This window comes from Methylobacterium sp. SyP6R, from assembly GCF_019216885.1.
Taxonomy (GTDB): domain Bacteria; phylum Pseudomonadota; class Alphaproteobacteria; order Rhizobiales; family Beijerinckiaceae; genus Methylobacterium.
The window spans coordinates 5,253,739-5,279,451 of sequence record NZ_JAAQRC020000001.1; the positions used below are offsets into that span (position 1 = coordinate 5,253,739).

The following is a 25,713-nucleotide window of genomic DNA, read 5'->3' on the forward strand; positions in this document are numbered from 1 at the left end:
GAAGCGGAGCTCGGAATCCAGAACCGCGGATGGTGCAAGGTAATTCGGAGACCATCCTGCTTTATTTTGAAACACCTGACAGCCTGTTTGAGCAGAATTTTCTACTCAAGCTTGAGGCAGGCGAAATCATCCTATTCTCTAACCTCGTCCTGAGGTGTTAGCCGATTGAAAATCGACTGACCTCGAAGGAGGGCTCCGGGGATCGCAGAGGCTTCTGGAGGCCTCCTTCGAGGTCAGTCCATCGACGATGGACTGACACCTCAGGATGAGGTCGTGGGTTGAGGATGGCTCCTGAAGAATCAGTGCGCGACAACTCCTCACGCCCGCCCCGCCACCGGCAGGTCGGCGAGACTCGGCCGCGGCCGCTCGATCAGGGCGGCGGCGAGCATCGCTTCGAGGCGGATCAGGTCCTCGTCGGGCTCCGGCTGCCAGCCGCAGCCGCAGCGGGGCGCCGGGCCGTGAAGGGAGGCGATCTGTCGGTAGAGCGTGCCGACCGTGCGGGCGGCGGCTTCGAGCGCCGCCATCGGCGGCAGCGGGCCGCGCTCCAGGGCGTCCCAGAAGGCGAGCGTCAGGGCCTGTTCCAGGGCGGCCTGCCGCCGGCTCTCGGTCTGCGCCTCGGCCTCGGCGAGCCGGCGTTGGTGATGGTGCAGGGTCATCGCGCGCTCCTCCCGTCGCTGAAGAGGCCGACCAGCCGCTCCCAGGGCAGGCCGACCGGAGGCCATCCCTCCCGGATCAGGCCGGCACAGCCGTGAATCAGGATCAGCGCTCGCGCCATCGCGGCCTCCATCTCGGGATCGTGCCGGGGTTCGGCCCGCCCTGAATGCAGGACATCATCGCTCTGCGCAAGATTGATTTGAAATATTGGAGATTTTCTATTTTGCGAACCGAGGTATATACTATCACATGAATTATGAAAATTCCAAACTGCGGCCGGGACGGGAGGCGGATTGGCAGCGGCGCCCGGAGCGGCTATCGGGGCGCCGGCACGTTCCCACAGGCAGCAAGTCCCGAAGGCTCCAGACCGATGACCGATACTCCGCCCGACCGCCTCAGCACCGATCCGCGCAGCCCCTTCCACGATGCCGCCCTGCTCGAGCGCGGCGTCGGCGTCCGCTTCAAGGGCGTCGAGAAGACCAATGTCGAGGAATATTGCGTGAGCGAGGGCTGGGTGCGGCTCGCCGCCGGCAACGCCAAGGATCGCTTCGGCAACCCGATGACCGTGAAGCTGAAGGGCCCGGTCGAGCCCTATTTCCGCACCCAAGAGGGCGGCACTCAAGAGGCCGGCACGGCCGACGCCGAGTAGCCGCCGGGGCGGACACCCGGCGCCCCGGCTCCTCGCGCCCGATCCCGCCCGGCCGCGCGATGCCGGGCGGGCCGTCAGCGGGCTCGCGTCGCCTCCTCCCGCAGGGAGGCGAGGTCGAGGCGGCGGGTGACCATCTGCAGGCCCCCCGCCGCGTCCCGCGGCCACTCGCCCTCGGGCCGGTCGCGGTACAGTTCCACCCCGTTGCGGTCCGGATCGTCGAGGTAGAGCGCCTCGCTGACGCCGTGGTCGCTGGCGCCGGTGAGCGGGATGCCGGCGGCGTCGAGCCGCGCGAGGGCGTCGGCGAGGGCCGCCCGGGTCGGGTAGAGGATCGCCACGTGGTAGAGTCCGGTGCTGCCGGCCGGCGGGGGCAAGCCGCCGGCGCTGTCCCAGGTGTTGAGCCCGATATGGTGGTGGTAGCCTCCCGCCGACACGAAGGCCGCCTGGGTGCCGTAGCGCTGCATCAGCGTGAAGCCGAGCACCCCGCAATAGAAGCCGAGGGCCCGGTCGAGGTCGGCCACCCGCAGGTGGACGTGCCCGATGCGGGTGCGCGGGTCGATCGGTCCGGTCATGCTCCACTCCTCCGGCGGCCCGCCCCGTGCGGTCCGCCACTTGCAGGCCGTCCGTGCGGCTTGCGCAGATTGCACCCTTTGAGAATGTCCGGAAATCCGGCATCCCGTAGCATCACTTCACACGTCCAGAGTGAGACCGAGCCGTGCCCGACCGGCTGACCGGAATGCAGATCTTCGTGCGCGTCGCCGCCGCCGGCAGCTTCTCGGCCGCCGCGCGGGCGCTCGGCCTGTCGCAGAGCGGGGTGACCAAGCACGTCGCCGCCCTCGAGGACCGGCTCGGTGCCCGGCTTCTGCACCGCACCACCCGCCGCCTGACCCTGACCGAGGCCGGCCGGCACTACCTGGAGGCCTGCGAGCGCATCCTCGCCGAGATCGACGAGGCCGAGGCGGCGGCCGGGGCCGAGGCGGCGGAGCCCCGCGGCACCCTACGGCTCAACGTGCCGGTCTCGTTCGGGGTGCTGCAGGTCGCCCCCGCCCTCGCGGAGTTCGGGCAGGCCCACCCGTCGCTGACCGTCGAGCTCGGCCTCAACGACCGGCCGGTCGACCTGATCGAGGAGGGCTGGGATCTCGCCCTGCGGATCGGCCACCTGCGCGATTCGAGCCTGGTCGCCCGGGCGCTCGCCCCGTGCCGGATGCGGGTCTGCGCCGCGCCGTCCTACCTGGCGGCAAGAGGCCGGCCACGGCGCCCCGAGGACCTCTCCGCCCATAACTGCCTCGGCTACACCCTGGCGAGCAGCGACGGCTGGCGCTTCGAGGGCGCCACGGTCGCGGTCGCGGGGAGCTTGCGCGCCTCGAACGGTGCCGCCCTGGTGGCCGCCGCCGCCGCCGGGCTCGGGGTGATCTACCAGCCGACCTTCCTGGTCGGCGAGGCGCTCCGCTGCGGCAGCCTGCTGGCGCTCGATCTCGGTGCCATCCCATCCCTGCCGATCCACGCGGTCATGCCCTCGCGGCGCCGCCCGCCCGCCAAGGTCCGGGCCCTGGTCGCGTTCGTGGCGGCCCGTTTCGCCGATCCGCCCTGGGACCGCGACCTGCCCGCCCCGCTCGGAGCCGACGATCCGCTGCCCGGGATGTGCGACACCCCGTGGCCGGAGGCCGGCCCGGTGCCCGCGAGGCTGTCATGAGCCGGCGCGTGCCGCCGCACGGCCTGCCGGCCGGTCCCGTCCCGGCCTGCCCGCCGACCGTCCCGGACCAGGATTTCCTCCGCCTCGTCGAGGCGCACGGACTGACCGGCAGCTGGACCTGGACCTTCGCCACGGACGAGCATTGCTGGTCCCCGGGCCTGTTCCGGCTGCTCGGCTTCGAGCCCGGTGCGGTGCGGCCGGATTACGACCTGTTCCTGAGCCTCGTCCATCCGGAGGACCGGCCGGCGATCGAGAACAACGCCCAGGTGATGCGGGATGGGGCCTTCAACGACCACACGGTCCGGGTGATCCGGCCGGACGGGTCGCTGCGGGTGCTGGCCAATCGCGGCACGGCCTATTTCACCCCGGACGGGCGACCGCGCGCGGTGGCCGGGGTGGTGCTGGACGTGACCGATACCGAGCGCCTGGCCCTGCTGCACCGCGAGGAGCAGCGTCGCCGACGGGCCCTGTTCGAGCAGGCGCAGGCCTGGATGCACGCCTCGCCCTACTCGGACACGTTCCGCATCGCCTCGCGCGAACTCCTGACCCTCACCGGCCTGACCCAGCAGGACTTCCACGACGACTGGACCCGGATCCTGGTGCCGCAGGAGCGCTCGAGAGCCTACGACACCATCCTGGCGCGGATCCGGACCGGGCTGCCCTTCGTGGCCGAGAACCCCCTGGCCCTGGCCGACGGCGAGAGCGGCTGGTTCCGGGGCGTGTTCGTCCCGGTGCGCGACGCCGAAGGGCGGATCGAGACCTGGGCCAGCCTGAATTCGCGGGTCGACGGGATCCGGCCGGTGCCGACCGGGCTGGCGCGGCGCGGCCTGGAACAGGCCGTCCAGGGCGCGCATCTGCGCGCCGCCCGCGGCCTGCTCGACTGGTCGATGGCCGACCTCGCCGAGGCCAGCGGCCTCTCGCTCTCGACCATCCGGCGCCTGGAGGACGGGAGCGAGGGGCCGGCGGCCCGCAGCCGCCACGCCGCGGTCGAGGCCCTGCGCCGGGCCGGCATCGGCTTCCTGCTCGTCGAGGGCGACACGATCGCGGTCGCCAAGGTGCGGTGATCCAGGCTCCTCCGATTCGAGGGGCGGTGCGCGGGCTGCGGTGATGCGGGCCCTTTCCGGCCCCGGCATGGCTTGCCATATCGGGGGCATGCCCGCCCCGAAGAAGCCCCGCCTGTCGACCGGCAAGGCCTCGAAGCCCGAGTTGAAGCCGCTCGACCCGTTCCTCGCCGAGCTGCTGAACCCGGCGCTGAACCGCGACCGCCTGCCCGTCATCGCGCCGCCGCCGCCGCCCGAACCGCCGAAGCGCGGCCGCCCGCGCAAAGCCGCGGTCGCGACCGAGCCCTCTCCGGAGCCCGCCCGCAAGGCCGGGCACAAGGCCGGGCAGCGAGAGGGGGCGACCCCGGAGGGCTTCGGCGAGGCGCCGCAGGCCGCCTTCGCCCATGGCGACGCCGCCGACGTCGAGCCGGCGCTGGCCCAGGCGCTGGGCCTGCGCGAGCCGGACGGCGAGGCGGTGGAGGAGCGCGGGTCGCTTGCCGCCGAGGGCGTCTCGGCGACGGTCGACGCGCTCACCAAGCTCCTCACCGAGGGCAACCCGCTGTTCAAGAACGGCGAGCTGTGGCGCCCGCACCGGCCCGAGCGGCCGCAGAAATCCGAGGGCGGCGTCCCGTTCCGGCTGAATTCCGAGTTCACCCCGGCCGGCGACCAGCCCCGCGCCATCGCCGAGCTGGTGGCCGGCATCCAGGGCCAGGAGCGCGACCAGGTGCTCCTCGGCGTGACGGGCTCGGGAAAAACCTTCACGATGGCCAAGGTCATCGAGGAGACCCAGCGCCCGGCCCTGATCCTCGCCCCCAACAAGACCCTGGCGGCGCAGCTCTACGGCGAGTTCAAGAGCTTCTTCCCCGACAACGCCGTCGAGTACTTCGTCTCCTACTACGACTATTACCAGCCCGAGGCCTACGTCGCGCGCTCCGACACCTTCATCGAGAAGGAATCGTCGATCAACGAGCAGATCGACCGGATGCGCCACTCGGCGACCCGGGCGCTCCTGGAGCGCGACGACGTCATCATCGTCGCCTCGGTCTCGTGCATCTACGGCATCGGCTCGGTCGAGACCTATACGGCGATGTCGTTCACCGTCAGCCTCGGCGAGAAGATCGAGCAGCGCCAGCTCGTCGCCGACCTGGTGGCGTTGCAATACAAGCGCATCCAGTCCGACTTCGCCCGCGGCACCTTCCGGGTGCGGGGCGACGTGATCGAGCTGTGGCCGGCCCACTTGGAGGATCGCGGCTGGCGCATCGGCCTGTTCGGCGACGAGATCGAGTCGATCTCCGAGTTCGATCCGCTCACCGGCAAGACCCTCAACACGCTCAAGTTCGTCAAGGTCTACGCCAACAGCCACTACGTGACGCCGCGCCCGACCCTCCAGCAGGCGGTCAAGGGCATCAAGGACGAGCTGAAGTGGCGGGTCGAGGAGCTGACCCGGATGGGCCGGCTGATCGAGGCCCAGCGCCTGGAGCAGCGCTGCACCTTCGACCTCGAGATGATCGAGGCAACCGGCGCCTGCAACGGCATCGAGAACTATTCGCGCTACCTCACCGGCCGCAAGCCCGGCGAGCCGCCGCCGACCCTGTTCGAGTACCTGCCCGACAACGCCCTGGTCTTCACCGACGAGAGCCACGTCACGGTCTCGCAGATCGGCGGCATGTACCGGGGCGACTTCCGCCGCAAGGCGACGCTCGCCGAGTACGGCTTCCGGCTGCCCTCCTGCCTCGACAACCGACCCTTGCGGTTCGAGGAATGGGACGCGATGCGCCCGCAATCGATCCACGTCTCGGCGACGCCGGCGAAGTGGGAGCTGGAACAGACCGGCGGCGTCTTCGCCGAGCAGGTCATCCGCCCGACCGGCCTCGTCGATCCGGTGATCGAGGTACGCCCGGCCCGCTCGCAGGTCGACGACCTGCTCGGCGAGGTGAAGGAGGTGGCGGCCGCCGGCTACCGCACGCTGGTGACGACGCTGACCAAGCGCATGGCCGAGGACCTGACCGAGTACCTGCACGAGAACGGCGTGCGGGTGCGCTACATGCATTCCGACATCGACACGCTGGAGCGGATCGAGATCATCCGCGACCTGCGGCTCGGCGCCTTCGACGTTCTGATCGGCATCAACCTCCTGCGCGAGGGCCTCGACATCCCGGAATGCGCCCTCGTCGGCATCCTCGACGCCGACAAGGAAGGCTTCCTGCGCTCCGAGACCTCGCTGATCCAGACCATCGGGCGGGCCGCCCGCAACGCCGACGCCCGCTGCATCCTCTACGCCGACCACATCACCGGCTCGATGGAGCGGGCGATGGCCGAGACCGAGCGCCGGCGCAAGAAGCAGCTCGCCTATAACGAGGAGCACGGCATCACGCCCCAGAGCGTGAAGCGCAACATCTCCGACATCCTGGAGAGCGTCTACGAGCGCGACCACGTCCAGGTCGATACGGGGCTGGCGAAATCCGCCGTCACGGTCGGCCACAACCTCAAGGCGGTGATGGCCGACCTCGAGAAAAGGATGCGGGCGGCCGCCGCCGATCTCGACTTCGAGGAGGCAGCGCGCCTGCGCGACGAGCTCAAGCGGCTCCAGGCGACCGAGCTCGCCATCGCCGACGACCCGATGGCCGAGCAGGCCGATGTCGAGCGCGAGGCCGGCCGCTTCGGCGCCAAGCGCAAGCGCCGGGGTGCGGAACCGCTCGGCTACGGTCCGGGCGGCAAGGGCGTCTCGGACGAAGGCACCCGCATCCGCCAGCCCGACCTCGACGACATGGGCCCGGGCACCGACCGCGAGGTGCCGTTCACCTACGCCGAGCGCCCGACCGGCCGCTCGACGCAAGGGTTTCCTGGTCAGAAGCCGAAATACAAGGGCCGCAAGGGGCGGGGCTGAGGCGCAGGCTCGGACCGGCGCGGCGGACAGTCCCGCGCCGGTCGAACACCGCGCGGAACGTGCCTCATCGTCCGATCGACCCGTGACATCCCCGTCTATCACCCCGGTTGCTGCGCCCTCGCGCCGCTTTTTCGAAGCCGCTTGCGGAACACTTGCGGAACGCTTACCATGTTCGCGATTTGTTTCCGGAGCGCGGCAGCGCGGGGATGAGAGTGTCACATGCTCACGCGTAAGCAGTTGGACCTGCTCCGCTTCATTCAGCAGAGAATGCGCGAGACGGGCGTGCCCCCGTCCTTCGACGAGATGAAGGACGCCCTCGATCTCAAGTCGAAATCGGGCATCCACCGCCTGATCACGGCCCTGGAGGAGCGGGGCTTCCTGCGCCGCCTGCCGAACCGGGCCCGGGCGATCGAGGTGATCCGCCTGCCCGACACGGTGACGGGACCGGCGCCGGTCGCGGCCACGGCCGAGGTGGTGCGGTTCAATCCCAGCGTGGTCGAGGGCGGGCGCGCTCACGAGCCGAAGCGGCAGGCCGGTATCCCCGCGATGGCGACGGCGTCGGACGAGAACGGCCAGTCGGTCAGCGTGCCGGTGATGGGCCGGATCGCCGCCGGTACGCCGATCTCGGCGATCCAGAGCCAGAGCCGCACGGTGGCGATGTCGCCGGACTTCCTGGCGAGCGGCGAGCATTACGCCCTGGAGGTGCGCGGCGACTCGATGATCGAGGCCGGCATCCTCGACGGCGACCTCGTGGTGATCCGCCGCCAGGAAACCGCCAATACCGGCGACATCATCGTGGCGCTGATCGACGACGAGGAGGCCACGCTCAAGCGCCTGCGCCGCCGCGGCTCCTCGATCGCGCTCGAGGCCGCGAACCCGGCCTACGAGACCCGCGTGCTCGGGCCCGACCGGGTGCGGATCCAGGGCCGGCTGGTGAGCCTGGTCCGGAAGTACTGAAGGGGCTTTCAGTCAAGCGCGGGAACCCTCCCCCCCTCTGCGGGGGAGGGTGGCGAACGGAGTGAGCGCAGCGGGACGAAGTCCCGCCGAGAGGGGCAGCGCGACGCTGATCCAGGTGGCGTCCGTCACTATGGTCGCGACCTCTCCGGAAGCGTGGTTCCCCTCTCCCGGCCTGCTCCGCAGGCCACCCTCCCCCGCAGAGGGGGGAGGGTTCAGGGCGTCGCGCTCGTCAGTGCGCGCTGCCGGTCGCCACGAACTTGAACAGGAACACCGCGGCGATCACCCACACCACCGGCTTCACGTCCCGGAACCGCCCGGTGAGCAGCTTGATCACCGCGTAGGTGATGAAGCCGAAGGCGACGCCGTTGGCGATCGAGTAGGTGAAGGGCATCAGCAGCGCCGTGACGCAGGCCGGCAGCACCTCGGTCAGGTCGTCCCAGTCGAGATCGACCAGCTCGTGCAGCATCAGGCAGGCGACGTAGAACAGGGCCGGCGCCGTGGCATAGGCCGGGACCGAGCCGGCGAGGGGCGCGAAGAACAGGCAGGCCAGGAACAAAACCGCCACCGTGGCGGCGGTGAGCCCGGTGCGCCCGCCCTCCTCGACGCCGGACGCGCTCTCGAGATAGGCGGTCGTGCTCGACGTGCCGAGCAGCGAGCCGACGAAGATCGACGAGGAATCCGCCATCAACGCCTTGTCGAGGCGCTCCATCTTGCCCTCGGTCAGCAGCCCCGCCCGGTTGGCGACGCCCATCAGCGTGCCGGTGGCATCGAACAATTCGACGAGGAAGAACACCAGGATCACGTTGAGCAGGCCGCCCGACAGCGCGCCCTTGATGTCGAGGGCGAACAGGGTCGGGGCGATCGAGGGCGGCAGCGAGGCCACACCCTGGAAGGTGTTGTCGGCGACGATGAAGCTCAACGCCGTCACGGTCAGGATGCCGGCAAGCAGCGCGCCGCGCACCTTGCGCACCGAGAGCACCGCGACGATCAGGAAGCCCAGCACCGCCAGCACCGTGCTCGGCTTGTGCAGGTCGCCCAGCGTCACGAAGGTCGCGGGGCTCGCCGTCACCACGCCGGCGCTCTTCAGCGCGATGATCGCGAGGAAGAGCCCGATGCCGACCGTGATCGCGATGCGCATCGAGCGGGGAATGCCCTCGACGATGATCCGTCGCAGCCCCGTCAGCGTGACGACCATGAAGCACAGGCCGGAGATGAACACCGCGCCCAACGCCGCCTGCCAGGTGTAGCCCATCTGGAGCACCACCACATAGGCGAAGTAGGCGTTGAGCCCCATGCCCGGCGCCAGCGCGATCGGGTAGTTGGCGTAGAACGCCATCACCAGCGAGCCGATCGCCGCGACGAGGCAGGTCGCGACGAACACCGCCCCCTTGGGCATCCCGGCATCGCCCAGGATGTTGGGATTGACGAAGACGATGTAGGCCATCGTCAGGAAGGTGGTGAGCCCGGCGAGCAGCTCCGTGCGCACGGTGGTGCCGTGGGCCGAGAGCGCGAAGGTGCGCTCCAGGAAACCCGGGGGCCGGGTCAGGCCGGCGTCGCGCTTCATGTCCATCGCTGCTCCTCGTCGCTCTCTCTGATCTGTCGGTAGATCCGGTCGGGCGCGAAGGGCGTCGCGGTCAGCCGCGCGCCGGTCGCGTCCCGGATGGCGTTGGCCAGAGCCGCCGCGACGGGGTTGAACGGGCTCTCGCTCATCGACTTGGCGCCGAGCGGCCCGACCGCGTCGTGGGTGGCGGCGAAGATCACCTCGGTGCGGGGCACGTCGGCGATGGCCGGGATGTGGTAGGTGCGGAAGGACGGGGTCGCGACCCGGCCCTCGCCGTCGATCGCCAGGTCCTCGTAGAGCGCCGCGCCGAGCGCCTGGGCGACGCCGCCCTCGACCTGGCCGCGGCACTGCGCCGGGTTCATCACCCGGCCCGCATCGGCGGCGTGGACGCTCCGCAGGATGCGCAGTTCGCCGGTTCCCGAATGCACCGCGACCTGGAAGCCCTGGACGTTGAACGCCACCGAGCGCGGGCTGCCGTCGGCATGGCCGATCGCCTCCGCCGGGCCGAGATCGGCGAGGGGGACCCGGGCCTCTCCCGCCGTGACCGCGTCGCCGTCGAGCCGGCAGGCGGCGGGATCGAGCCCGAACCGGGCGGCGGCGCGCCGGCGCAGGATGTCGGCCAGGCCTTGCGCGGCCCGCAAGGTCGCCTGGCCCGCCACCACGATGCCGGTGCTGCCATAGGCGCCGGTATCGTGCCCGACCGCGTCGCTGTCGCCCTGGCGCAGGGCGATCCGGTCCGGGGTGGTGCTCAAGGCCTCGGCGGCGATCTGGCCATGAACCGTCGAGGTGCCGTTGCCGAACTCGACCGTGCCGACGCGCAAGGCGTAGGCCCCGTCGTCCCCGAGCGCGATCCGGGCCTCGGCGAAGTGGCCTCGCGGCGGGATGGTGTCGATCATCGACAGCGCCATGCCGGAGCCCGTGCGCCAGCCCGGCGGGGCGGGGGGAGGGGGCTCGGCCAGGGCCGCCGACACCGCGTCGAGGCATTGGTCGAGGCCGTAGCTGCCGTATTGCACGTCGTGCGGTTCGAGGCTCGTCGAGACCATCGGGTCGCCGGGCCGCACCACGTTGCGTCGCCGCAACTCGAACGGATCGAGCGTCAAGGCGCGAGCGAGCTCGTCCATGGCGGATTCGACCGCGAAGATGGTCTGGCTCAATCCGTAGCCGCGAAATGCCCCCGCCGGCAGGGTGTGAGTGTGGACGGCATAGCCCGCGACCCGCTTGTTGGCGCAGCGATAGACCGCGATCACCTCGTTGCAGCCGTGATGCAGCACGCCGCCGGCATGGTTGCCGTAGGCGCCGGTATTCGACAGCACCTGGAGGTCGATCGCCGTCAGGGTGCCGTCGCGGCGGGCGCCGAGGCGCACCCGCACCCGCATCGGGTGGCGGGTGGTGGTGGCGGTGAACTGCTCGGTGCGGGTCAATTCCCAGCGCACCGGCCGGCCGGTGGCGAGCACCGCGAGCGCCACCAGATCCTCGGTCAGCATCTCCTGCTTGCCCCCGAAGCCGCCGCCGACCCGGCCGCACTCGACCCGGACCTCCTCGCGCGGGAGATCGAACAGGGCGCAGAGCGCGTCGCGGGTGAGGAACGGCACCTGGGTGCTGGAGCGGATGACGAGGCGTCCATCGGAATCGCGCCAGCCGATCGCCGCATGGGTTTCCAGATGCGCGTGCTGGATCCGCTGCGAGCGGTAGGTGCCCTCGTGCACCACGTCCGCCGCGGCAAGGCCGGCCGCCACGTCGCCGATCTCGCCATGCGCCTCGGCGGCGAGGTTGGGATGGGGATGGAGCGGCGGCGCGTCCTCCCCCGTGGGGCGCAGGCCGTGGACGAGCGGTGCGTCGGGGGAAAGCGCCTGCTCGGGATCGAGGCAGGCCGGCAGCACCTCGTAGTCGACGACGAGCGCCCGGCAGCCGGCCTCCGCCGCCGCCTCGCTCTCGGCGACCACCGCCGCGACGCGCTGGCCGACGAAGCGCATCACCGAATCGAGCACCCGCGTGTCGCTGGCATCGTCGGCGGGGTTCTGGTGCCGGGCGGTGGAGAAGAGCCGGTCCGGTGCGTCCGCGTGGGTCAGCACCCGCACCACCCCGGGCAGGGCGAGCGCGGCCGCCGCGTCGATGCGCAGCACCCGCGCATGGGCGTGGGGCGAGCGCAGCACCTTGAGATGCAGGGCGCCGGCAACAGTGAGGTCGAGGGTGTAGCGCGCCCGGCCGCTGACGATGGCGGCGCTGGCGGGAGCCGGCGGGCTGTGCTCGCGGGGGGCCGGGCAGGGCGCCGGGACTTGGCCGTCGAGGCCTTCGATCGCGTTGGCGGTGTCGATCGCGTCGGCGATCGACCGGTAGCCGGTGCAGCGGCAGAGATTGCCCTTCAGCGCCGCCGGCAGGTCCCGCCGCTGGCCCTGGTCGAGGGCGGCGGCCGTCATCACCATCCCGGAGGTGCAGAAGCCGCACTGGAAGCCTTGCGCGGCGACGAAGGCCGCCTGGACCGGGTGGAGGGTGCCGGGCACGCCGTCCCCCGGCGCGCAGGGGCCGGCCAGCCCCTCGATCGTGGTGATGCTCCGGTCCGCCGCCCGGAAGGCCGGCACCAGGCAGGCATGCAGCGGCTCGCCGTCGACATGCACCGTGCAGGCGCCGCAATCGCCGGCATCGCAGCCCTTCTTGACCCCGAACCAGCCGAGTTCGCGCAAGAACGTGCGCAGGCACTGCCCGGCGCGGGGCGCGGCCTCGTGGACCGTTCCGTTGACCGTCAATCTCATGCTCGCCGGTTTCATGCGCCGCCTCCCGCGAGCTCGGCCCGGGCCTCCTCGGCCAGAAGCCCGGTGACGTGGCGGCGCCAGTCCGGCGCACCGTGGACGTCGTCGTACCAGAGCCCGTCCGGGATCGCGGCGGCGAGGGCCGCCGCCAGTTCCCCGGCCTCCGGCAGGCTGCCCAGGTCGATCCTGACCGGGCGCCGCGTCGCCGCCGTCACCGTGAGGGCGAAGGCGCCCGAGGCGTCCAGGGTGGCGATGGTCAGCGCCCCGGAGCGGCCGTTGGGGCTCAAGGACAGGCGCCGGAAGGCAGCGCGACGGCACAAGGCCGCCGCCGGCAGGGTGATCTCCCGCAGGATCTCGCCGGTTTCGAGCGCCGTGTCTTGCGGCCCGCGCACCAGGTCGCGGATGGGCAAGGTTCTCTCGCCGCCTTCCGGCGTCCAGATCAGGCCGATGCCGTCGAGGGCGACCGCGAGCGCGATCATCGGCCCGGCGGGGAGCGCCAGGCAGACGTTGCCGCCGACGGTCGCGGCGTTCCAGACCTTGAACGAGCCGAGGAGCGCCCGGCAGCAAAGGCCGATCAGGGGTGCTGCGGCGTAAGGGGCCGGCAGTTCGATCCGGTCGAGGGCCGCGATGGTGCAGGTCGCGGCGAGCGTGAGGCCCTGCTCCGACACCGCATGGGGCTCCCAGCCGAGGGACGGCAGATCGACCAGCCGGCCTATCCCCTCCTGCGGCTCGGAGAAGAGCCAGGTCCCGCCGGCGAGCCAGGAATCTCCGGGCCGCCAGGCCGGCAGGGCGGCGCGGCTGCGGGGCGCCACCACCTCCGTGATGCTGTCGAGGTCCATGAGCCGTCTCGCGCGCCTCCCGCCTGCGCCCCCCGGACGGGGCCGCCGCTATCGTAAGGCAAGATCGCGTCCAATGCGGCAGGGCTCGCGCGCGCCGGGCGGCCTACGCCGTGCCGCCGCCCCGAGCGTCCAGCCCAGGCCGGCCGCCCCCGTGAATTCACGACAATTGCTGTGAGCGTATTAACCTTCTGTTAGATTCTCGATTGACTTTAGTAAGTCGTTAACGCCCTTATCGCGCATCACGGGACGATGAGCAGGCCGCCATCATGCCGAAGCTAGAAAAGTTTATTTCCGGCTTTACGTTGGGATGCGAGACAGGGGTGAAGGACATGCAATCGGCCTATCCCAGCGAAGCCGGCCTTATCGAAGCCGCGTCGCTGCCGTTCGACATGGCATCGACACGAAAGAAAGTTCGGAGCAGCGCGACGTCACCCAGGGCACTCAATCCTGAGTTGATCATCAAGTCGTTCAACACTTGGGCGTTCAAGCGCGAACAGCCCGGCAATCCCGAGCGGCTGGTGCCGGCGGTCGAGGCGGCGATACGGGCCGGGCGGCCGCTCGAATTCGTGCTGTACTGGGGCAAGGGCCCGCGGGCCGGGATCGCCGCGCCGGATCTCGCCTGCCTCGATTATCTCGGCCAGCTCGCCGAGCGGGTGCGCCAGGCCTACGCGCCCGGGGCGGTCTTCCGGCTGATCTTCACCGACACCCATGCGGCGCTGAACGGGCACCCGGCCGCGGCGGCGGATGCCTATTTCGGCGCCATCGATGCCGCAGCGCAAGCCCGCGGCTTCGCCAGCATCCGGCTCAGCGACGTCGTCGCCTTCGCCCGGGAGATCGGGGCGGACACGCCCGAGGAGGAGCCCTCCGGCGCGATCCTGGCGAGCCTGATCGCCTGCGCGGCCAAGTGGTATCGCGGCGAGGGCTCCACCGAGCAGGGCGCCCTCGACTATCACCGCATGAACATGGTCGAGAAGCGCGCCGTGGCGGCGGCCTTCCCGGAGGCGGTGTTCGTCACCTTCAACGGCAGCGAGTTCCGCGACCTGTTCCCGGCGACCATGCCGATCTTCTACATGTACTCGTTGCGGCGCGGCGTCGGGGTGAAGCCCTGGTTCATCACCGCCGCGCCGGAGGCCGGACCGGCCGCCTGACCCGCCTGACTGCCCCGGAGATCGTCATGCAGAGCGCCGCTCGCGCGTCGGCGGCCGTTCGGCCGCCGGTGGAGGCCGCACGCCCGGCCGACAACATCCCTCTCGGCATCGCGCTGATGATCGGCGCGACTGTGCTGCTGACCCTGTCGAACGCGTTCTCCAAGCACCTCGTCGCCCATTACCCGGTCGGCGAGGTGATGTTCCTGCGCTCCTCGATCGCCTTCGGGCTGGTCGGCGCCGTGATGCTGCCGGTGACGGGGCTCGGGGTGTTCCGCACGAAGCGGCCCGGCGCCCATCTCGGCCGCGGGCTGTCGCAGGCGATCTCCCAGACGCTGACGGTGCTCGCCCTCGGGCTGATGCCGCTCGCCGGCGTCACGGCGATCGGCTTCTCGGCGCCGCTCTTCGCGGCCGTGGTCGCGATCCTCTGGCACAAGGAGGCGTCGGACCCGGTGCGCTGGGGCGTGCTGCTGGTGGGCTTCCTCGGCGTGCTGGTGGTGACCAATCCGGGCGCCGATTCGCTCCAGGTCGGGGCGTTGTTCGCGCTGGGCAACGCCGTGATGTACGGCACCGTCACGGTGGCGGTGCGCGGCATGGCCAAGACCGAGAAGGCCTCGACCCTGCTGATCTGGCAGATGGCCGTGATGGCGGCGGCCCATTCGCTGCTGCTGGTCTTCGGCTTCCGCTGGCCGGGCGGGTTCGATGCTCTCCTGTTCGGGCTGCTCGGCGCCTCGAATGTCGGCGCGCAATATCTCTGGACCCGGGCGCTCGCCGCGGCCCCGGCCACCGCGGTGTCGCCGTTCTACTACCTGATGCTGGTCTGGGGCATGGGGCTCGGCTACCTCGCCTTCGGCGAGGTCCCGAATTCGCACCTCGTCATCGGCGGCGTGATCGTGGTGGCGGCCGGCGCCCTGCTCCTGTGGCACGAGACCTTGATGCGGCGGGGGCACGCGACGCGGATGCCGGCCTGGGTCGGGGCCTGGATGCGCGGGCGCGATGGGGGGCCGGTGCGGCTTGCCCGCCCGGAGGTCCATCGGTTGCACAGGCCGGTGGCGCTGGGGCTGTCACGGGATTTTGCGGGTTGAGGGGGCTCTGCCCTTAAAGGGTAGAGCCCACAGCTTGACTGGGTAAAGGGCTGTTGGGGGTGGTTCACAAATGTTGTCTAGTCGACTTCGTTCTTGGCCTGTTGCTGCCTCGACTTGAGTGCGTTGAGCGCTGCTTCCGCGCTCTCTTGAGGGACAAAGACATGATCGTGGTGATAGGCCGCTACGACGTTGCAAGAAATACCCTCGTCGGCGAGCGTTGAGGCCACTGCCGCGGTCAGCCCAACGCCGTCCAAAGCGGAAAAAACTTCAAGCACGATTCGGCTCATCGGTAGATGGGTGCCGAACCCATGCGCCTCGGCGTCGGTTCGTTTGAGAAGAAGCGTCACTCCCTCCTTCTCGACGAAGATCATGAGGGCCTTTCCTGCGCATCTCTCGATGATAAGGCTATCTCTGGTCGAGCAGAAGAAGTAGGTGCCTTCGTCAAGCTCAGGCTTCATGGCGGCGATCATGGCATTGCGCTCACGGACAATATGGTTGATCATTCGTGATCCAATCAACAACGGTATGTGGTGGCGGGCCATCCGCGCGTGAGGGCCCGCCTAGGGCCTAAGTCCGAACCGCCGTGACTTCGACCTCAACGAGGGCATCCGGCCGAGCCAGCCCGGCGACGATGATAACCGTCACCGCCGCAGGCGTCTCCGAAGCCCAGCGGGTGCGACGCGCGTGACCGAGGGCCGGAAGATCATCCGCCCGTGTCAGAAAGAAAGTAGCCTTGGCGACGTCGGGGAGAGCCATTCCAGCTGCCGCGAGCAGGGCCTCAACATTGTCCATCGCCTGCTCGATCTGCTCGGGGAACTCAGTCTTCATCTGTCCATCCGGCGCAACGCCGAATTGACCCGAGACGTAGAGCGTGCGCCCCGCAGGGTCTTCCAGAGCATGGGTATAGATGGAGCGGAACTGCTCCGGCACCGTCCAGACGGTGGATGGGTTCAGGGTCTTCATGGACATTCGCCTTGGTTGCACCCCGGCCCCGAATGATCGGGCTCCGTTGCACGGGGCAGGAAATGCCCCGCGCCGCTCACGGCCACAGGGCTCGGAGACGCGATCAGGTGTGGGCGCAAGCGAACAGCGTGCGGGCTGTTCAAGCTAGCGAGGTGCTACAAGCCCCCGTCACGCCGGCCGCGTCTAAGGCGGCGTCGGCGTCGAACGATCATCGTCGGACGGGTAAGACTCATGCGGCCTCGCTAGGGGAAATCTTCGCAGAACGCAATCATCATCCGCCGTCCACTGGGGGGTGCACACGGTCTTCCGCTTGGTCATGCTGGTCGGGTTTTGTCCCCGGCATATCAATCGGCCGCGCGCCTCAGCGGTTCTCGGGCTACCGCGGTAACAGCACGACCAGCTTGTGATCCGGCTGGCTCGCGGGAACGAAGGTGACCTGTTCGTAGCGCAGGATGCCGTCCTGCGGGTGGTCGAATGTCCGCAGACCCCCTTCCCGCGCCAGCACCGCATGCTCGTTCCAGAACGTCGTGAACTCGGCACTGCGCCGGCGCAGGTCGCGGACGAGGGCGTCCATCGCGGGATCGTCCGGGTTGTGCCCGGTATCGGCCCGGAACTCGGCGAGCAGACGGCGGGCGCGGTTCTCCCAGTCCTCGATGAAGCGGCGCGCCGCCGCGTGCAGGAACACGAACCGCAGCAGGCAGGGCTCGCCGCTGTCGAACCAGGGGGCGAACAGGCGGCCTGCGGCCGCGTTCCAGCCGCGCGCCTGCCAGAGCCGGTCGAGGAGATAGGCCGGCGCCGACAGGGCATGAAGCGCATCCAGCAACTCGGGCGGCGCGGCGTCCGGCACCGGCGCGGCGACGGGCGCGGCGGGGTCGCGCCGCCGGGTCAGCTCGAACAGGTAGGCGCGCTCCGCCGGGTTGAGGCGAAGCGCCTCCGCCAGCCGGGCGAGCGCTTGAGCCGACAGGGCGATGTCGCGCCCCTGCTCGACCCAGGTGTACCAGGTCGTGCTCAGCCCGCTGAGCTGCGCCACCTCCTCGCGCCGCAGGCCGGGCGTGCGCCGACGGCCGGTCGGCTGCCCGATCGCGGCGGGCGCCAGCGCCTCGCGGCGGGCGCGCAGGAAGGCACCGAGGAGGCGCCGCTGGTCGACGGGCAGGGTCATGCGGGTGCCGGACATACCAGGATATCCAGCCAACTTGTACCAGCATGGCAGTGGGATCAGGGTGACGGCGCCACAGCGGAGCACACCCAGCGGAGCCCATCGATGACAACGCAGCACGCCTTCGTCGCACAGGAATATGGTGTCCGGGCCTCGGACTACGTCGCCAGCGCGGTTCACAAAGCCGGGGCCGACCTCGACCAGGTGGAGGAGATCGTCCGGGGCCTCAGCACCGCACGGGTGCTCGATCTGGGCTGCGGCGGCGGCCATGTCAGCTACCGCGCGGCGCCCCACGTCGCCGAGGTGGTCGCGTGCGACATCACCCGGGCCATGCTGGACGCCGTCGCCGCCACGGCGGCGGAGCGCGGCCTGGCCAACATCGCCGTCCGGCAGGCCGCGGCGGAGGCGCTGCCCTTCGAGGCGGCCTCGTTCGACCTCGTCCTGAGCCGCTTCAGCGCGCATCACTGGCAGGATCTGGAGGCCGGTTTGCGGGAGGCGCGCCGCGTCCTCAAGCCCGGCGGCCGGGCCGTGCTGATCGACACGGTCGCGCCCGCCGACCGCGTCCTCGACAGCCACCTGCAGGCGATCGAACTCTTGCGGGACGCCTCGCATGTCCGCAACGCCACCACGGCCGAGCTGATCTCGGCCCTGGCGCGCGCCGGCCTGGCCGTCGAGGGCGTCACGATGCGGCGGCTGCGGATGGAGTTTTCGATGTGGACGGCCCGGACGCGGACGCCCGTGCTCCACGCCGAGGCGATCCGCTCGCTGCAGGATCGCGCACCCGACATCGTCAGGGCGTATTTCGCCATCGGCCCGGACGGGAGCTTCGACCTCGATGCGGCGACCCTGGTGACGGTCGCCGCCTGAGCAGACTTCGCAAAAGTGGTGGCCGGTTTTGCGACAAAAATCTTTGCCACGGCAAAAACCTAAGAGCCTACCGGATCAGATTTTGCTTCGTGAAACCGATAGCTGATACGATTTCCGACTGATCGCTTCGCGATGCGGAAATCGGCTTCGCTCACGCGCCGCGCGGGCTGGTGATACGAAATCCGGAAGTGATCTTCCGGATTTCGTATGACACGGGATATCCTGCCCGATCACCTCATCCTGAGGAGTTGGTCGATCGAAGATCGACTGACCTCGAAGGAGGGCTCCCGAAGTCTCGCGATCCCTGGAGCCCTCCTTCGAGGCTCCCGTTGGTCGCACCTCAGGATGAGGTGGGAGGTTAGGACAGCCTCGATCGTCTCAAGCCTTGAGTAGAAAATCCCGCTCAAACAGACTCCAAGCGGACGACGCGTCGGCTTGCCAACGCAAGTCTGCCGAGGCGCGGCCGATCACGCCGCCAACGTCTTGGCCTTTCGGTTCTCGGGGCACCAGCGGCCGATCAGTGTACGCACCTCCGCGGCGGGCACCGGGCGGCTGAACAGGTAGCCCTGGACCTCGTCGCAGCCCAGCAGCGCCAGGACCCGCTGCTGGTCGGCGGTCTCGATGCCCTCGGCGGTGGTGCGCATGCCGAGCACCCGGGCGATGTCGATGACGGCGCGGACGATCGCGGCGTTCTGCGCAGCCGTGCCGAGCCCGGTGACGAAGCTGCGGTCGACCTTGATGCGGTCGAAGGGGAAGCTCCGCAGGTAGTTGAGCGAGGAATAACCGGTGCCGAAATCGTCCATCGCCACGTGCAGGCCCAGCGCCTTGAGCTCGCGCAGGATGGCGAGCGTCGCCTCGCCGCTGTCGAGCAGCATCTGCTCGGTGATCTCGAGTTCGAGGCGGTGGGCCGGCAGGCCGGTCCGCTCCAGCACCCCGCGCACCATCCCGACGAGGTCCGGCCCCGAGAACTGCACCGGCGACAGGTTGACGGCGATCTTCAGCCGCTCGGGCCAGGTCGCGGCCTGGCGGCAGGCCTCCTCCAGGGACCACTCGCCGAGCGCGTGGATCAGGCCGCATTCCTCGGCGATCGCGATGAACAGCGAGGGCGGCACGTTGCCCCGCTCCGGATGGCGCCAGCGCGCCAGCGCCTCGAACCCGGCGATCTCGCCGCTCTTGAGGGTGACGGAGGGCTGGTAGTGCAGCTCCAGCTCCCCCCGCTCGATCGCCCGGCGCAGGTCGGCCTCGATCTGGCGCCGTTCCTCCAGCCCCTCGCTCATCTGCCGGTCGTAGAACCGGAAGGTGCCGCGCTTGCCCCCCTTCACGGCGTAGAGCGCGAGGTCGGCGGCGATCAGGAGGTCGTCGGCGGATCCGCCATCCGCGGGCCCGACCGCGATGCCGATGCTGACGCTGGAGCGGATCTGGTGACTGCCGATCTCGAAGGGCGGCAGCACCGCCGCAGCGATGCGCCGCGCCAGAGCCTCGATCGCGTCCCGGCCGCCGGCGCGGGGCACCAGCAGGGCGAACTCGTCGCCGCCGAGGCGGGCGAGAAGCTGGCCGGGGGCGAGCACGGCGGCGAGCCGGTCGCCCACCGCCTGGAGCAGGTGATCGCCGACCTTGTGGCCGAGGGTGTCGTTGACGATCTTGAAGCGGTCGAGGTCGAGGAACATCACCGCGAAGGTCGCCTCCGGCGTCGCCCGCGCCGTCTCCGCCATCGCCTCGAGGGAGGCGCGGAACACCCGGCGGTTCGGCAGGTCGGTCAGGGGATCGAGGGAGGCGAGCCGCACCACCCGGGCCTCGGCCTCGGAGCGCTTGGCCTCGATGCGCAGGAGCTTCTCGACCGCGATCCCGACGAGCAGCGTCAGAATGGCCGCCGTCAGGGCGTCCATCCGCAGGGTGGCGCGGGAATCCTTGTAGATCTCGCTCTCCGGCACGCTGACGCTCACCCAGAGGGGATGCTCGCGCACCTTGCGGATCGTCACCAGCCGGCTCTCGGCACCGTCCGGCATGGTGAGGGTGAAGGTGCCGGACCGGCCGGAGCGGATCTTGCGGTAGGTCTCGGTCCGCGTCAGGTCGGCGCCGACCCCGAAGCCGCCGCCGACGCCGCCGCTGGAGCGCACCACCCCGTCGCTGCCGATGAGCGAGATCGAGGCCGGGGTGCCGAGGTCGATCTTGTCGTAGAACCGGGTCAGGTGGCTCGGGTTGAGCGAGGCCACCACCACGCCGCCGAACTCCCCGTCCGGCCCGCGGAAGCGGCGGCTGATCTGCACCGAGACCCGGCCGCTCGCCCGCCCGATCACCGGGCGGCTGATGTAGAGCACGTCGTCGGAGGTCTCGACGTGGATGCGGAAATGCTCGCGGTCGCTGAGATCGGTCGCCGGCGGCGGCTGCGGCCCGGCATTGGACGCCCGCATCACCCCGTCCGGCCCGATGATCGCCACCTGCACGATGATCTCGCTCAGGAGATCGGTCGTGTTGACGATCGTCGCATAATCCTCCTTGCCGGCGCGGTTCTCGATGCTGCGGCGCATGTAGAGCAGCGACTTGTCGATCTCGCCGATCGAGCGCAGCACGTTCTCCTCGAACACCATCGCGAAATTGTGCGTGGTGCGCTCGGAATCCTGCAGCGCGCCCCTGACGTCGTTCTCGTGCTTGGCCGCCACGCCGATCCACAGCACCACCACCACGATCAGGCCGATGATCACCGGCCCGCGGCGCTCCGCCAGGAATCTGGGAAATTGCTTGAGGTGCAGGGCCATCCCGGCTCGTCCAGCGGCTTCGGTCCCTGGCACTATGCAACCCGAAAGTTATCGGTATCTAAATCACGGGCTGCCATTCCGACTCTTTTGCGCGCCGCCGCAATGGTATAGCTTCAATGGAAAGCGCATCGACTACCGGATTGCTTGTCAGATCGTCTCGTTTTCCTGCCGTATAATCCGAATGACAGCATGGCCTATGAGCGTGACGGATGCACGGCCTGCATGTCGAAATGTCCGGAGATCGAGATCGGTGGAAGACGACCCACGAAATCACAACCGGAGGTGGTTTAAGTTGCAGTTTTTCCGTCGGCGTTGCAGGTCGAGTCGTGGCGGTTCCAGCGCGACCATACCTAAACGTCACTCGGTTAACGTAGTCAATCGTGCTCAATTCGATCATCGGGGCCGCCGGGGCGTCCTGCTGATCCGCGACGCCGCCGCTTTCCGTCCCGGTTCCGTCTTCGCGGACGCCGCCGCGAGATGAGGCAACGTATTCGATGAACTTCAGAACGACATGTCAGTGAAACCGGCGTCGCGAGGCGATCTCGGGTCGAGCCGACGCGGCCGAATTGGGGCGGTGTTGCCGCCGGTCTCGTGCCGGACACGAGATTTTTTGTTTCCACTCACGACGGACCGACGGGAAAACCTGTCCTGCTCAACCGCGGCGCAGGCGGCGCCAGCCGAGAACCGCGCCGCTTCCCGACACCACCAGGCCGAGGGCGCTGAAGGCGACGATCACCGTCAGCCGCAGGGCCGGGTGTTGCGCCAGGGGGCCGGCATCGAGGGTGTGGAGGGCATCGAACAGCCAGCGGTTCGTCCGCCCGCTGCGGTCGGTCCGCCCCAGGATCGTGCCGGTGGCGGGATCGATGTGGAACCAGGTTCCGGCCGGATCGTCGAAGGCGAGCCGCAGGACCGGCAGGGGCGGGGCGCCGTGGCGGTCGTACCAGTAGGCATCCGGCGCCTCGAGCCGGGTCACGGAGCGCAACGCCGCCCCCGGCAGCATCGCGCGGGCCGCCGCCACGATCGCGTCCGGCGTCGGGGCGGTGCCGCAGCACGGGGCCGCGCCGCCCGGGCCGGTGGCGACGACGATGGGTTTTCCGCCGATCCAGGCGAAATCGAGCGCGGCGGTGCCGGCGGGCGCTCCCGCGAGGGCGTCGGTCCGAGCGGGGAAGACGGGGGCCGTCTGCCCTGCATAGGCCGCCCGCATGGCGGCGTCGGGCGCGCGGGGCCCGAACCAGCCGCGCGGGTTCATCGACAGCCAGCCGCTGAGCAGGAAGGTGACGACGACGAGGCCGCCCGCCACGCCGACGAGGTGGTGCCAGGCGGCCCAGCCGCGATACGGCGTGAGTCGGCCGCGCATCAGCCGGACGAAGCCCAGCACGTAGCCGCTCACTCCCCCGGCGAGGGCGATGCCTGAGACCCACAGCACCACGTCCTGCCACAGCCCCGCCCGCGCCCGCAGCGGCGTGAGGTAGATCCAGTGGGTCACGGCGCCGGCCCAGTTCCACACCCGCTCGGTCCGGGTGGTGTCGAGGGCGAGCTCCCCCGTGGCCGCGGAGAGGTACAGCTCGGTCCCGGCCGCGTCGCTTAAGCCCACGAGGCGGAACGGCCGCAGCGGATCGAAGCGCGCCGTCACCGTCCACTGGTCGCGGGTGACGAGGCCGAGATCGACCGTGTGGCGGGAAGCCGGATGGGTGGCGGCGAGCGCCGCCGCAGCCTCCCCGGTGAGGGGCGGGAACGGTTCGCCGGTCACCGCCGAGAGCGCCTGGCGCCGCCCGTCTCCTTGCGTGATCCAGTAGGCGGGCTCGGATCCCCGCATCGCCAGGGTGAGGCGGGCGGGAAAGCGCGGGCTCCCCGACCGCTCCAGCGCACCCTGCGGCGTCAGCCGCACGGCGTCGAGGCGGAGCGTCCCCAAGGCCGCGACCCGCTCCGCCTCGGTGAGGGCGGGGAAGCCGACGGCCAGCATCACCAGCCCGGAGACGAACCAGGTGACGATGAAGAGCGCGGTCGCGATGCCGAGCCAGCGATGGCCGAGATGCAGCCATCGCTTCAGGCGCTTGACGACACCTTTCATCAGAACGTGACGTGATAGGCGAGCTCGACCGAGCGCGGGCGGCCGAGCAGCCAGGAATTGGTGTTGCCCGAGATCGCGTAGAGCTGGTCGGTGAGGTTGTAGCCGCGCAGCGACAGGCGCGAGGTCGGCGTCACCTGCCAGTCGAGGGTGGCGTTGAGGAGCGTGTAGCCCGGCCGCTTCACCGTATTGGCGAAGTCGCTGAAGACCGGCCCGACATCGTTGACGCCGAGCCGCGCCACCCAGCCCGGCGCGAAGGCGTAGGCCAGCCAGACATTGGTGACGCGCTGGGGCACGTCGACCGGGACGTTGCCGGTAAACGACACCGCGGCGCCGTTGATCGTCTGGGCGAAGTTGTCGTAGCGGGCCCGCAGCAGGGCGGTGTTGGCCTCGATGCGCCACGCATCGGACAATTGGTAGGCGAAGGCGACCTCGACGCCGCGGGACGACTGGCTGCCGACCTGGGCCACCTCCGTCGGCCGGTCGGGGATCGGGGTCAGCAGGTTGTCCTTGCGGATGTGGTAGGCGGCGAAGGTCCACTCGCCGCGGCCATTGTCGAACAGGCCCTTGGCGCCGGCCTCGACCTGTTCGCCGGTGGCGAGCTGGAACTGCGACTGCGCCACGCTGGTGGTGATCAGGCTGCCGAGGGGATCGGCGGCGGTGGCGTATTGCGCGTAGAGGGCGAGGTCGGGTGTCGGGGTGTAGACGGCGCCGACGCGGGTGCTGACCGAATCGAAGGTTTTTTCGAAGGCGGCACCCGCGAGCGGCCGGTTCACCGCCACCCGGGGCGCGTCGTAGCGGACCCCGGTCACCAGGGCGAGTTGCGGCGTCAGTTCCAGCCGGTTCTCGGCGAAGACCGAGGCCTGGCGGGTGCGCGAGACGATGTCGGTGCGGGTCCCCGTGACGTTGATGAAGCGCCCTTGGGCGAAATTGTACGGATCGACGACGCTCTCGCCGTCGAAGGGGGAGTTGCTGTCGCGGCGGAAATCGACGTGGTTGACGTCGAAGCCCACGACCGTCGACGTTTTGAAGCCGAACAGGCTGCCGCGGAACGTCGCATCGAGGCGGTTGCCGATCTGCTCCTCGTGATGGAAGATCTCGATGTAGTCGCTGCGCCGGATCAGGCCGGTCGCCGGCTGGTAGGTGTATTGCTCGACGTCGCGCCAATGCCGCTCGGTCGAGAGCCGGTAGGCGGTGTTGCGGATCGTGATGTCGGGGGTGGGGTTCCACTCGGTGCGCAACTGCGTCCAGTTGTCGAACCAGGCGATCTGCGAATCCTGGATGTTGTAGTTGGTGAAGCGCAAGCGGTCGGGCACCCGGGTGCCGACGAGCGGCGAGCCCCAGTAGCGGGTCGGCTCGTTATAGCCGAGATCGTGCGAGAGGGTGACGCTCAGGTCGGGCGCCGCCCGCCAGGTCACCGCGGCCGAGAGGGCGACATCACGGAAGTCGCCGTCGGGCTTCACCCAGCCGTCGGCCCGGTTGCCGCTCAGATTGAACCGGTAGGCCAGGTTCTCGCCGACCGGCCCGCCGCTGTCGAGGGCGAGCCGCGCCAGGCCGTCCGAGCCGATCGCCGCCCGCGCCTCGCCGATGGGCGTGAAGACCGGCTTCTTCGGCACCACGTTGATGATGCCGCCGATCGCGCCCTCGCCGTAGAGCACCGAGGCCGGGCCGCGCAGGACCTCGATCCGCTCCGCCGACCAGGTGTCGAACGGGAAGGTGACCGTGCCGGCCCCGACATAGAGCCGCGTGCCGTCATAGAGCTGCTGCACCGAGCCGGCCCCGGCGAAGCCCCTCGCCGTGAAGGCGAGGTTGCCGTTGCCGGGCGCCGCGATGCTGGTGATGCCGACGGCGTTCTGGGTCACCGCCTCCTCGACGGTGTTCTGGCCCCGGGCCCGGACGGTCTCGCCGCTGATGATGTCGAGGCTCGCCGGGGTCTCGAGCGGGGTGAGGCCGAGGCGGGACCCCGAGCGCGACGGCGTCGCGAGGTTGAGGCCGGGCGCGGCCTCCTCGCGGTTGCGGCCCCCCGCGACGTCGATGCGGTCGAGGCTGATCTCCTCGGCGCAAGCAGGGGCGGCAACGAGCAGGACGGTGGCGGCGAGGGCGGTGGAGCGACGGGCGCGGAGCGCGGGCATGGAAGAGTCCAGGGCAGGATGGCGCCCCGTCCGTAGCCGGTCTCGCAAAAAATGTAACGTTATAAAGTTACATTTCCACTCTCCCGGACGATCTGCAGGACGCATTGCGCGCGTCCTGTCGGCGGATCGGGAGGGGAGGGGAGCGAGCATGGCGGGACGGCGCGAGGCTGTGGCACGTCACCGCGAACGACAGCGGGGCGAAGGCTCCTCGCCTCTCGCCTCGACACCCATCAGGACACCCCGCCCGACGTGCTCGCGTGTGACCACGGCTGACGGCAGGTCTCCTGGCTCACGGGTCAGCGCCTGCCATCGTCTTCCCAGGGAGCGTCGAGGATCCCCAGTGACGTAAGGTGATGGAAGGCTCGCCGCTTACAGTTGCGGGGGCAGCCGCGGCTTCGGGCTCGTCACCCTCACCGCGTTCCCTTTTGATCCCCGGAGGGAACCGTCGGAGGCAAGCTTAGCGATTCGGTTACGAAGGAGCAATGGTGATCGCGCGGTCGCTCACGGGAGCGATGCG

At 70.0% G+C, this 25,713-nt stretch carries 19 protein-coding genes and 1 riboswitch; of the genes, 8 read left to right on the plus strand and 11 right to left on the minus strand.

The window, feature by feature from the left end:
• Positions 1 to 317: 317 nt before the first annotated feature.
• Complete coding sequence (locus HBB12_RS24080) at positions 318 to 656, minus strand: hypothetical protein (RefSeq protein ID WP_236991681.1); 339 nt, start codon at positions 654 to 656, stop codon at positions 318 to 320.
• 368 nt (positions 657 to 1,024) lie between these two features.
• Here HBB12_RS24080 and HBB12_RS24085 point away from each other — a divergent pair, with 368 nt between their 5' ends.
• Entirely contained in the window at positions 1,025 to 1,303 is a 279-nt protein-coding gene (locus HBB12_RS24085; RefSeq protein WP_236991682.1) for a DUF3297 family protein, read from the plus strand.
• A gap of 74 nt (positions 1,304 to 1,377) precedes the next feature.
• On the opposite strand, the gene HBB12_RS24090 is transcribed toward HBB12_RS24085, so the two are convergent.
• Positions 1,378 to 1,872, minus strand: a complete 495-nt coding sequence (locus HBB12_RS24090) for a VOC family protein (RefSeq protein ID WP_236991683.1) — start codon at positions 1,870 to 1,872, stop codon at positions 1,378 to 1,380.
• Positions 1,873 to 2,015: 143 nt separating this feature from the next.
• On the opposite strand from HBB12_RS24090, the gene HBB12_RS24095 reads away from it, so the two are divergent.
• The 4 genes from HBB12_RS24095 (at position 2,016) to lexA (ending at position 7,877) form a co-directional block, all read left to right on the plus strand.
• On the plus strand, positions 2,016 to 2,993 hold the full coding sequence (locus tag HBB12_RS24095; protein ID WP_236991684.1) for a LysR family transcriptional regulator: 978 nt from the start codon (positions 2,016 to 2,018) through the stop codon (positions 2,991 to 2,993).
• On the plus strand, positions 2,990 to 4,057 hold the full coding sequence (locus HBB12_RS24100; protein ID WP_236991685.1) for a PAS domain-containing protein: 1,068 nt from the start codon (positions 2,990 to 2,992) through the stop codon (positions 4,055 to 4,057). Before HBB12_RS24095 ends, HBB12_RS24100 begins: the two co-directional genes overlap by 4 nt.
• A gap of 88 nt (positions 4,058 to 4,145) precedes the next feature.
• The gene (gene uvrB / locus HBB12_RS24105; RefSeq protein WP_236991686.1) at positions 4,146 to 6,920 is read left to right on the plus strand and encodes an excinuclease ABC subunit UvrB; all 2,775 of its coding nucleotides are present in this window, start codon (positions 4,146 to 4,148) and stop codon (positions 6,918 to 6,920) included.
• Positions 6,921 to 7,139: 219 nt separating this feature from the next.
• Complete coding sequence (gene lexA, locus HBB12_RS24110) at positions 7,140 to 7,877, plus strand: transcriptional repressor LexA (RefSeq protein ID WP_236991687.1); 738 nt, start codon at positions 7,140 to 7,142, stop codon at positions 7,875 to 7,877.
• 229 nt (positions 7,878 to 8,106) lie between these two features.
• Here the strand turns inward: lexA and HBB12_RS24115 are convergent, their stop codons facing one another.
• Genes HBB12_RS24115 through HBB12_RS24125 form a run of 3 tightly spaced genes read right to left on the minus strand, consistent with a single transcriptional unit; the run spans position 8,107 to position 13,024 of the window.
• On the minus strand, positions 8,107 to 9,447 hold the full coding sequence (locus tag HBB12_RS24115; RefSeq protein WP_236991688.1) for an NCS2 family permease: 1,341 nt from the start codon (positions 9,445 to 9,447) through the stop codon (positions 8,107 to 8,109).
• Positions 9,438 to 12,188, minus strand: a complete 2,751-nt coding sequence (locus HBB12_RS24120) for a molybdopterin-dependent oxidoreductase (RefSeq protein WP_236991689.1) — start codon at positions 12,186 to 12,188, stop codon at positions 9,438 to 9,440. The genes HBB12_RS24115 and HBB12_RS24120 overlap by 10 nt, the downstream gene beginning before the upstream one ends.
• Positions 12,189 to 12,199: 11 nt before the next feature.
• On the minus strand, positions 12,200 to 13,024 hold the full coding sequence (locus HBB12_RS24125) for an FAD binding domain-containing protein (RefSeq protein WP_236991690.1): 825 nt from the start codon (positions 13,022 to 13,024) through the stop codon (positions 12,200 to 12,202).
• A 452-nt stretch (positions 13,025 to 13,476) separates the two neighbouring features.
• Here HBB12_RS24125 and HBB12_RS24130 point away from each other — a divergent pair, with 452 nt between their 5' ends.
• Together HBB12_RS24130 and HBB12_RS24135 are read left to right on the plus strand one after the other, a co-directional pair.
• Complete coding sequence (locus HBB12_RS24130; RefSeq protein ID WP_236991691.1) at positions 13,477 to 14,172, plus strand: hypothetical protein; 696 nt, start codon at positions 13,477 to 13,479, stop codon at positions 14,170 to 14,172.
• Positions 14,173 to 14,198: 26 nt separating this feature from the next.
• The gene (locus HBB12_RS24135; protein WP_236991692.1) at positions 14,199 to 15,254 is read left to right on the plus strand and encodes a DMT family transporter; all 1,056 of its coding nucleotides are present in this window, start codon (positions 14,199 to 14,201) and stop codon (positions 15,252 to 15,254) included.
• A gap of 77 nt (positions 15,255 to 15,331) precedes the next feature.
• On the opposite strand, the gene HBB12_RS24140 is transcribed toward HBB12_RS24135, so the two are convergent.
• The 3 genes from HBB12_RS24140 to HBB12_RS24150 all read right to left on the minus strand — a co-directional run bounded on the left by HBB12_RS24140 (position 15,332) and on the right by HBB12_RS24150 (position 17,391).
• Positions 15,332 to 15,757, minus strand: coding sequence for an ACT domain-containing protein (locus HBB12_RS24140; protein ID WP_236991693.1), 426 nt, complete (start codon positions 15,755 to 15,757; stop codon positions 15,332 to 15,334).
• Positions 15,758 to 15,821: 64 nt separating this feature from the next.
• Complete coding sequence (locus HBB12_RS24145; RefSeq protein WP_236991694.1) at positions 15,822 to 16,217, minus strand: RidA family protein; 396 nt, start codon at positions 16,215 to 16,217, stop codon at positions 15,822 to 15,824.
• A 376-nt stretch (positions 16,218 to 16,593) separates the two neighbouring features.
• On the minus strand, positions 16,594 to 17,391 hold the full coding sequence (locus HBB12_RS24150; RefSeq protein WP_236991695.1) for a helix-turn-helix transcriptional regulator: 798 nt from the start codon (positions 17,389 to 17,391) through the stop codon (positions 16,594 to 16,596).
• 87 nt (positions 17,392 to 17,478) lie between these two features.
• Here HBB12_RS24150 and HBB12_RS24155 point away from each other — a divergent pair, with 87 nt between their 5' ends.
• Positions 17,479 to 18,240, plus strand: coding sequence for a class I SAM-dependent methyltransferase (locus tag HBB12_RS24155; protein ID WP_236991696.1), 762 nt, complete (start codon positions 17,479 to 17,481; stop codon positions 18,238 to 18,240).
• Positions 18,241 to 18,707: 467 nt separating this feature from the next.
• Here HBB12_RS24155 and HBB12_RS24160 read toward each other — a convergent pair whose 3' ends face one another.
• The 3 genes from HBB12_RS24160 to HBB12_RS24170 form a co-directional block, all read right to left on the minus strand.
• Positions 18,708 to 20,996, minus strand: a complete 2,289-nt coding sequence (locus tag HBB12_RS24160; protein ID WP_236991697.1) for a putative bifunctional diguanylate cyclase/phosphodiesterase — start codon at positions 20,994 to 20,996, stop codon at positions 18,708 to 18,710.
• Between the two features lie 652 nt (positions 20,997 to 21,648).
• The gene (locus tag HBB12_RS24165) at positions 21,649 to 23,067 is read right to left on the minus strand and encodes a PepSY-associated transmembrane domain-containing protein (RefSeq protein ID WP_236991698.1); all 1,419 of its coding nucleotides are present in this window, start codon (positions 23,065 to 23,067) and stop codon (positions 21,649 to 21,651) included.
• Positions 23,067 to 25,196 carry a TonB-dependent receptor gene (locus HBB12_RS24170; protein ID WP_236991699.1) on the minus strand — a complete coding sequence of 710 codons (2,130 nt, stop codon included), beginning with the start codon at positions 25,194 to 25,196 and terminating at the stop codon, positions 23,067 to 23,069. The genes HBB12_RS24165 and HBB12_RS24170 overlap by 1 nt, the downstream gene beginning before the upstream one ends.
• 257 nt (positions 25,197 to 25,453) lie before the next feature.
• Positions 25,454 to 25,658: riboswitch (cobalamin riboswitch) on the minus strand.
• Positions 25,659 to 25,713: the final 55 nt, after the last annotated feature.

Excerpts from the sequence above, each read along its gene's own strand:
- HBB12_RS24080 (WP_236991681.1), bottom strand. The coding sequence starts at position 656 with ATGACCCTGCACCATCACCAACGCCGGCTCGCCGAGGCCGAGGCGCAG.
- HBB12_RS24085 (WP_236991682.1), top strand. The coding sequence starts at position 1,025 with ATGACCGATACTCCGCCCGACCGCCTCAGCACCGATCCGCGCAGCCCC.
- HBB12_RS24090 (WP_236991683.1), bottom strand. The coding sequence starts at position 1,872 with ATGACCGGACCGATCGACCCGCGCACCCGCATCGGGCACGTCCACCTG.
- HBB12_RS24100 (WP_236991685.1), top strand. The coding sequence starts at position 2,990 with ATGAGCCGGCGCGTGCCGCCGCACGGCCTGCCGGCCGGTCCCGTCCCG.
- uvrB (WP_236991686.1), top strand. The coding sequence starts at position 4,146 with ATGCCCGCCCCGAAGAAGCCCCGCCTGTCGACCGGCAAGGCCTCGAAG.
- lexA (WP_236991687.1), top strand. The coding sequence starts at position 7,140 with ATGCTCACGCGTAAGCAGTTGGACCTGCTCCGCTTCATTCAGCAGAGA.
- HBB12_RS24115 (WP_236991688.1), bottom strand. The coding sequence starts at position 9,447 with ATGGACATGAAGCGCGACGCCGGCCTGACCCGGCCCCCGGGTTTCCTG.
- HBB12_RS24120 (WP_236991689.1), bottom strand. The coding sequence starts at position 12,188 with ATGAGATTGACGGTCAACGGAACGGTCCACGAGGCCGCGCCCCGCGCC.
- HBB12_RS24125 (WP_236991690.1), bottom strand. The coding sequence starts at position 13,024 with ATGGACCTCGACAGCATCACGGAGGTGGTGGCGCCCCGCAGCCGCGCC.
- HBB12_RS24135 (WP_236991692.1), top strand. The coding sequence starts at position 14,199 with ATGCAGAGCGCCGCTCGCGCGTCGGCGGCCGTTCGGCCGCCGGTGGAG.
- HBB12_RS24140 (WP_236991693.1), bottom strand. The coding sequence starts at position 15,757 with ATGATCAACCATATTGTCCGTGAGCGCAATGCCATGATCGCCGCCATG.
- HBB12_RS24145 (WP_236991694.1), bottom strand. The coding sequence starts at position 16,217 with ATGAAGACCCTGAACCCATCCACCGTCTGGACGGTGCCGGAGCAGTTC.
- HBB12_RS24150 (WP_236991695.1), bottom strand. The coding sequence starts at position 17,391 with ATGTCCGGCACCCGCATGACCCTGCCCGTCGACCAGCGGCGCCTCCTC.
- HBB12_RS24155 (WP_236991696.1), top strand. The coding sequence starts at position 17,479 with ATGACAACGCAGCACGCCTTCGTCGCACAGGAATATGGTGTCCGGGCC.
- HBB12_RS24160 (WP_236991697.1), bottom strand. The coding sequence starts at position 20,996 with ATGGCCCTGCACCTCAAGCAATTTCCCAGATTCCTGGCGGAGCGCCGC.
- HBB12_RS24165 (WP_236991698.1), bottom strand. The coding sequence starts at position 23,067 with ATGAAAGGTGTCGTCAAGCGCCTGAAGCGATGGCTGCATCTCGGCCAT.
- HBB12_RS24170 (WP_236991699.1), bottom strand. The coding sequence starts at position 25,196 with ATGCCCGCGCTCCGCGCCCGTCGCTCCACCGCCCTCGCCGCCACCGTC.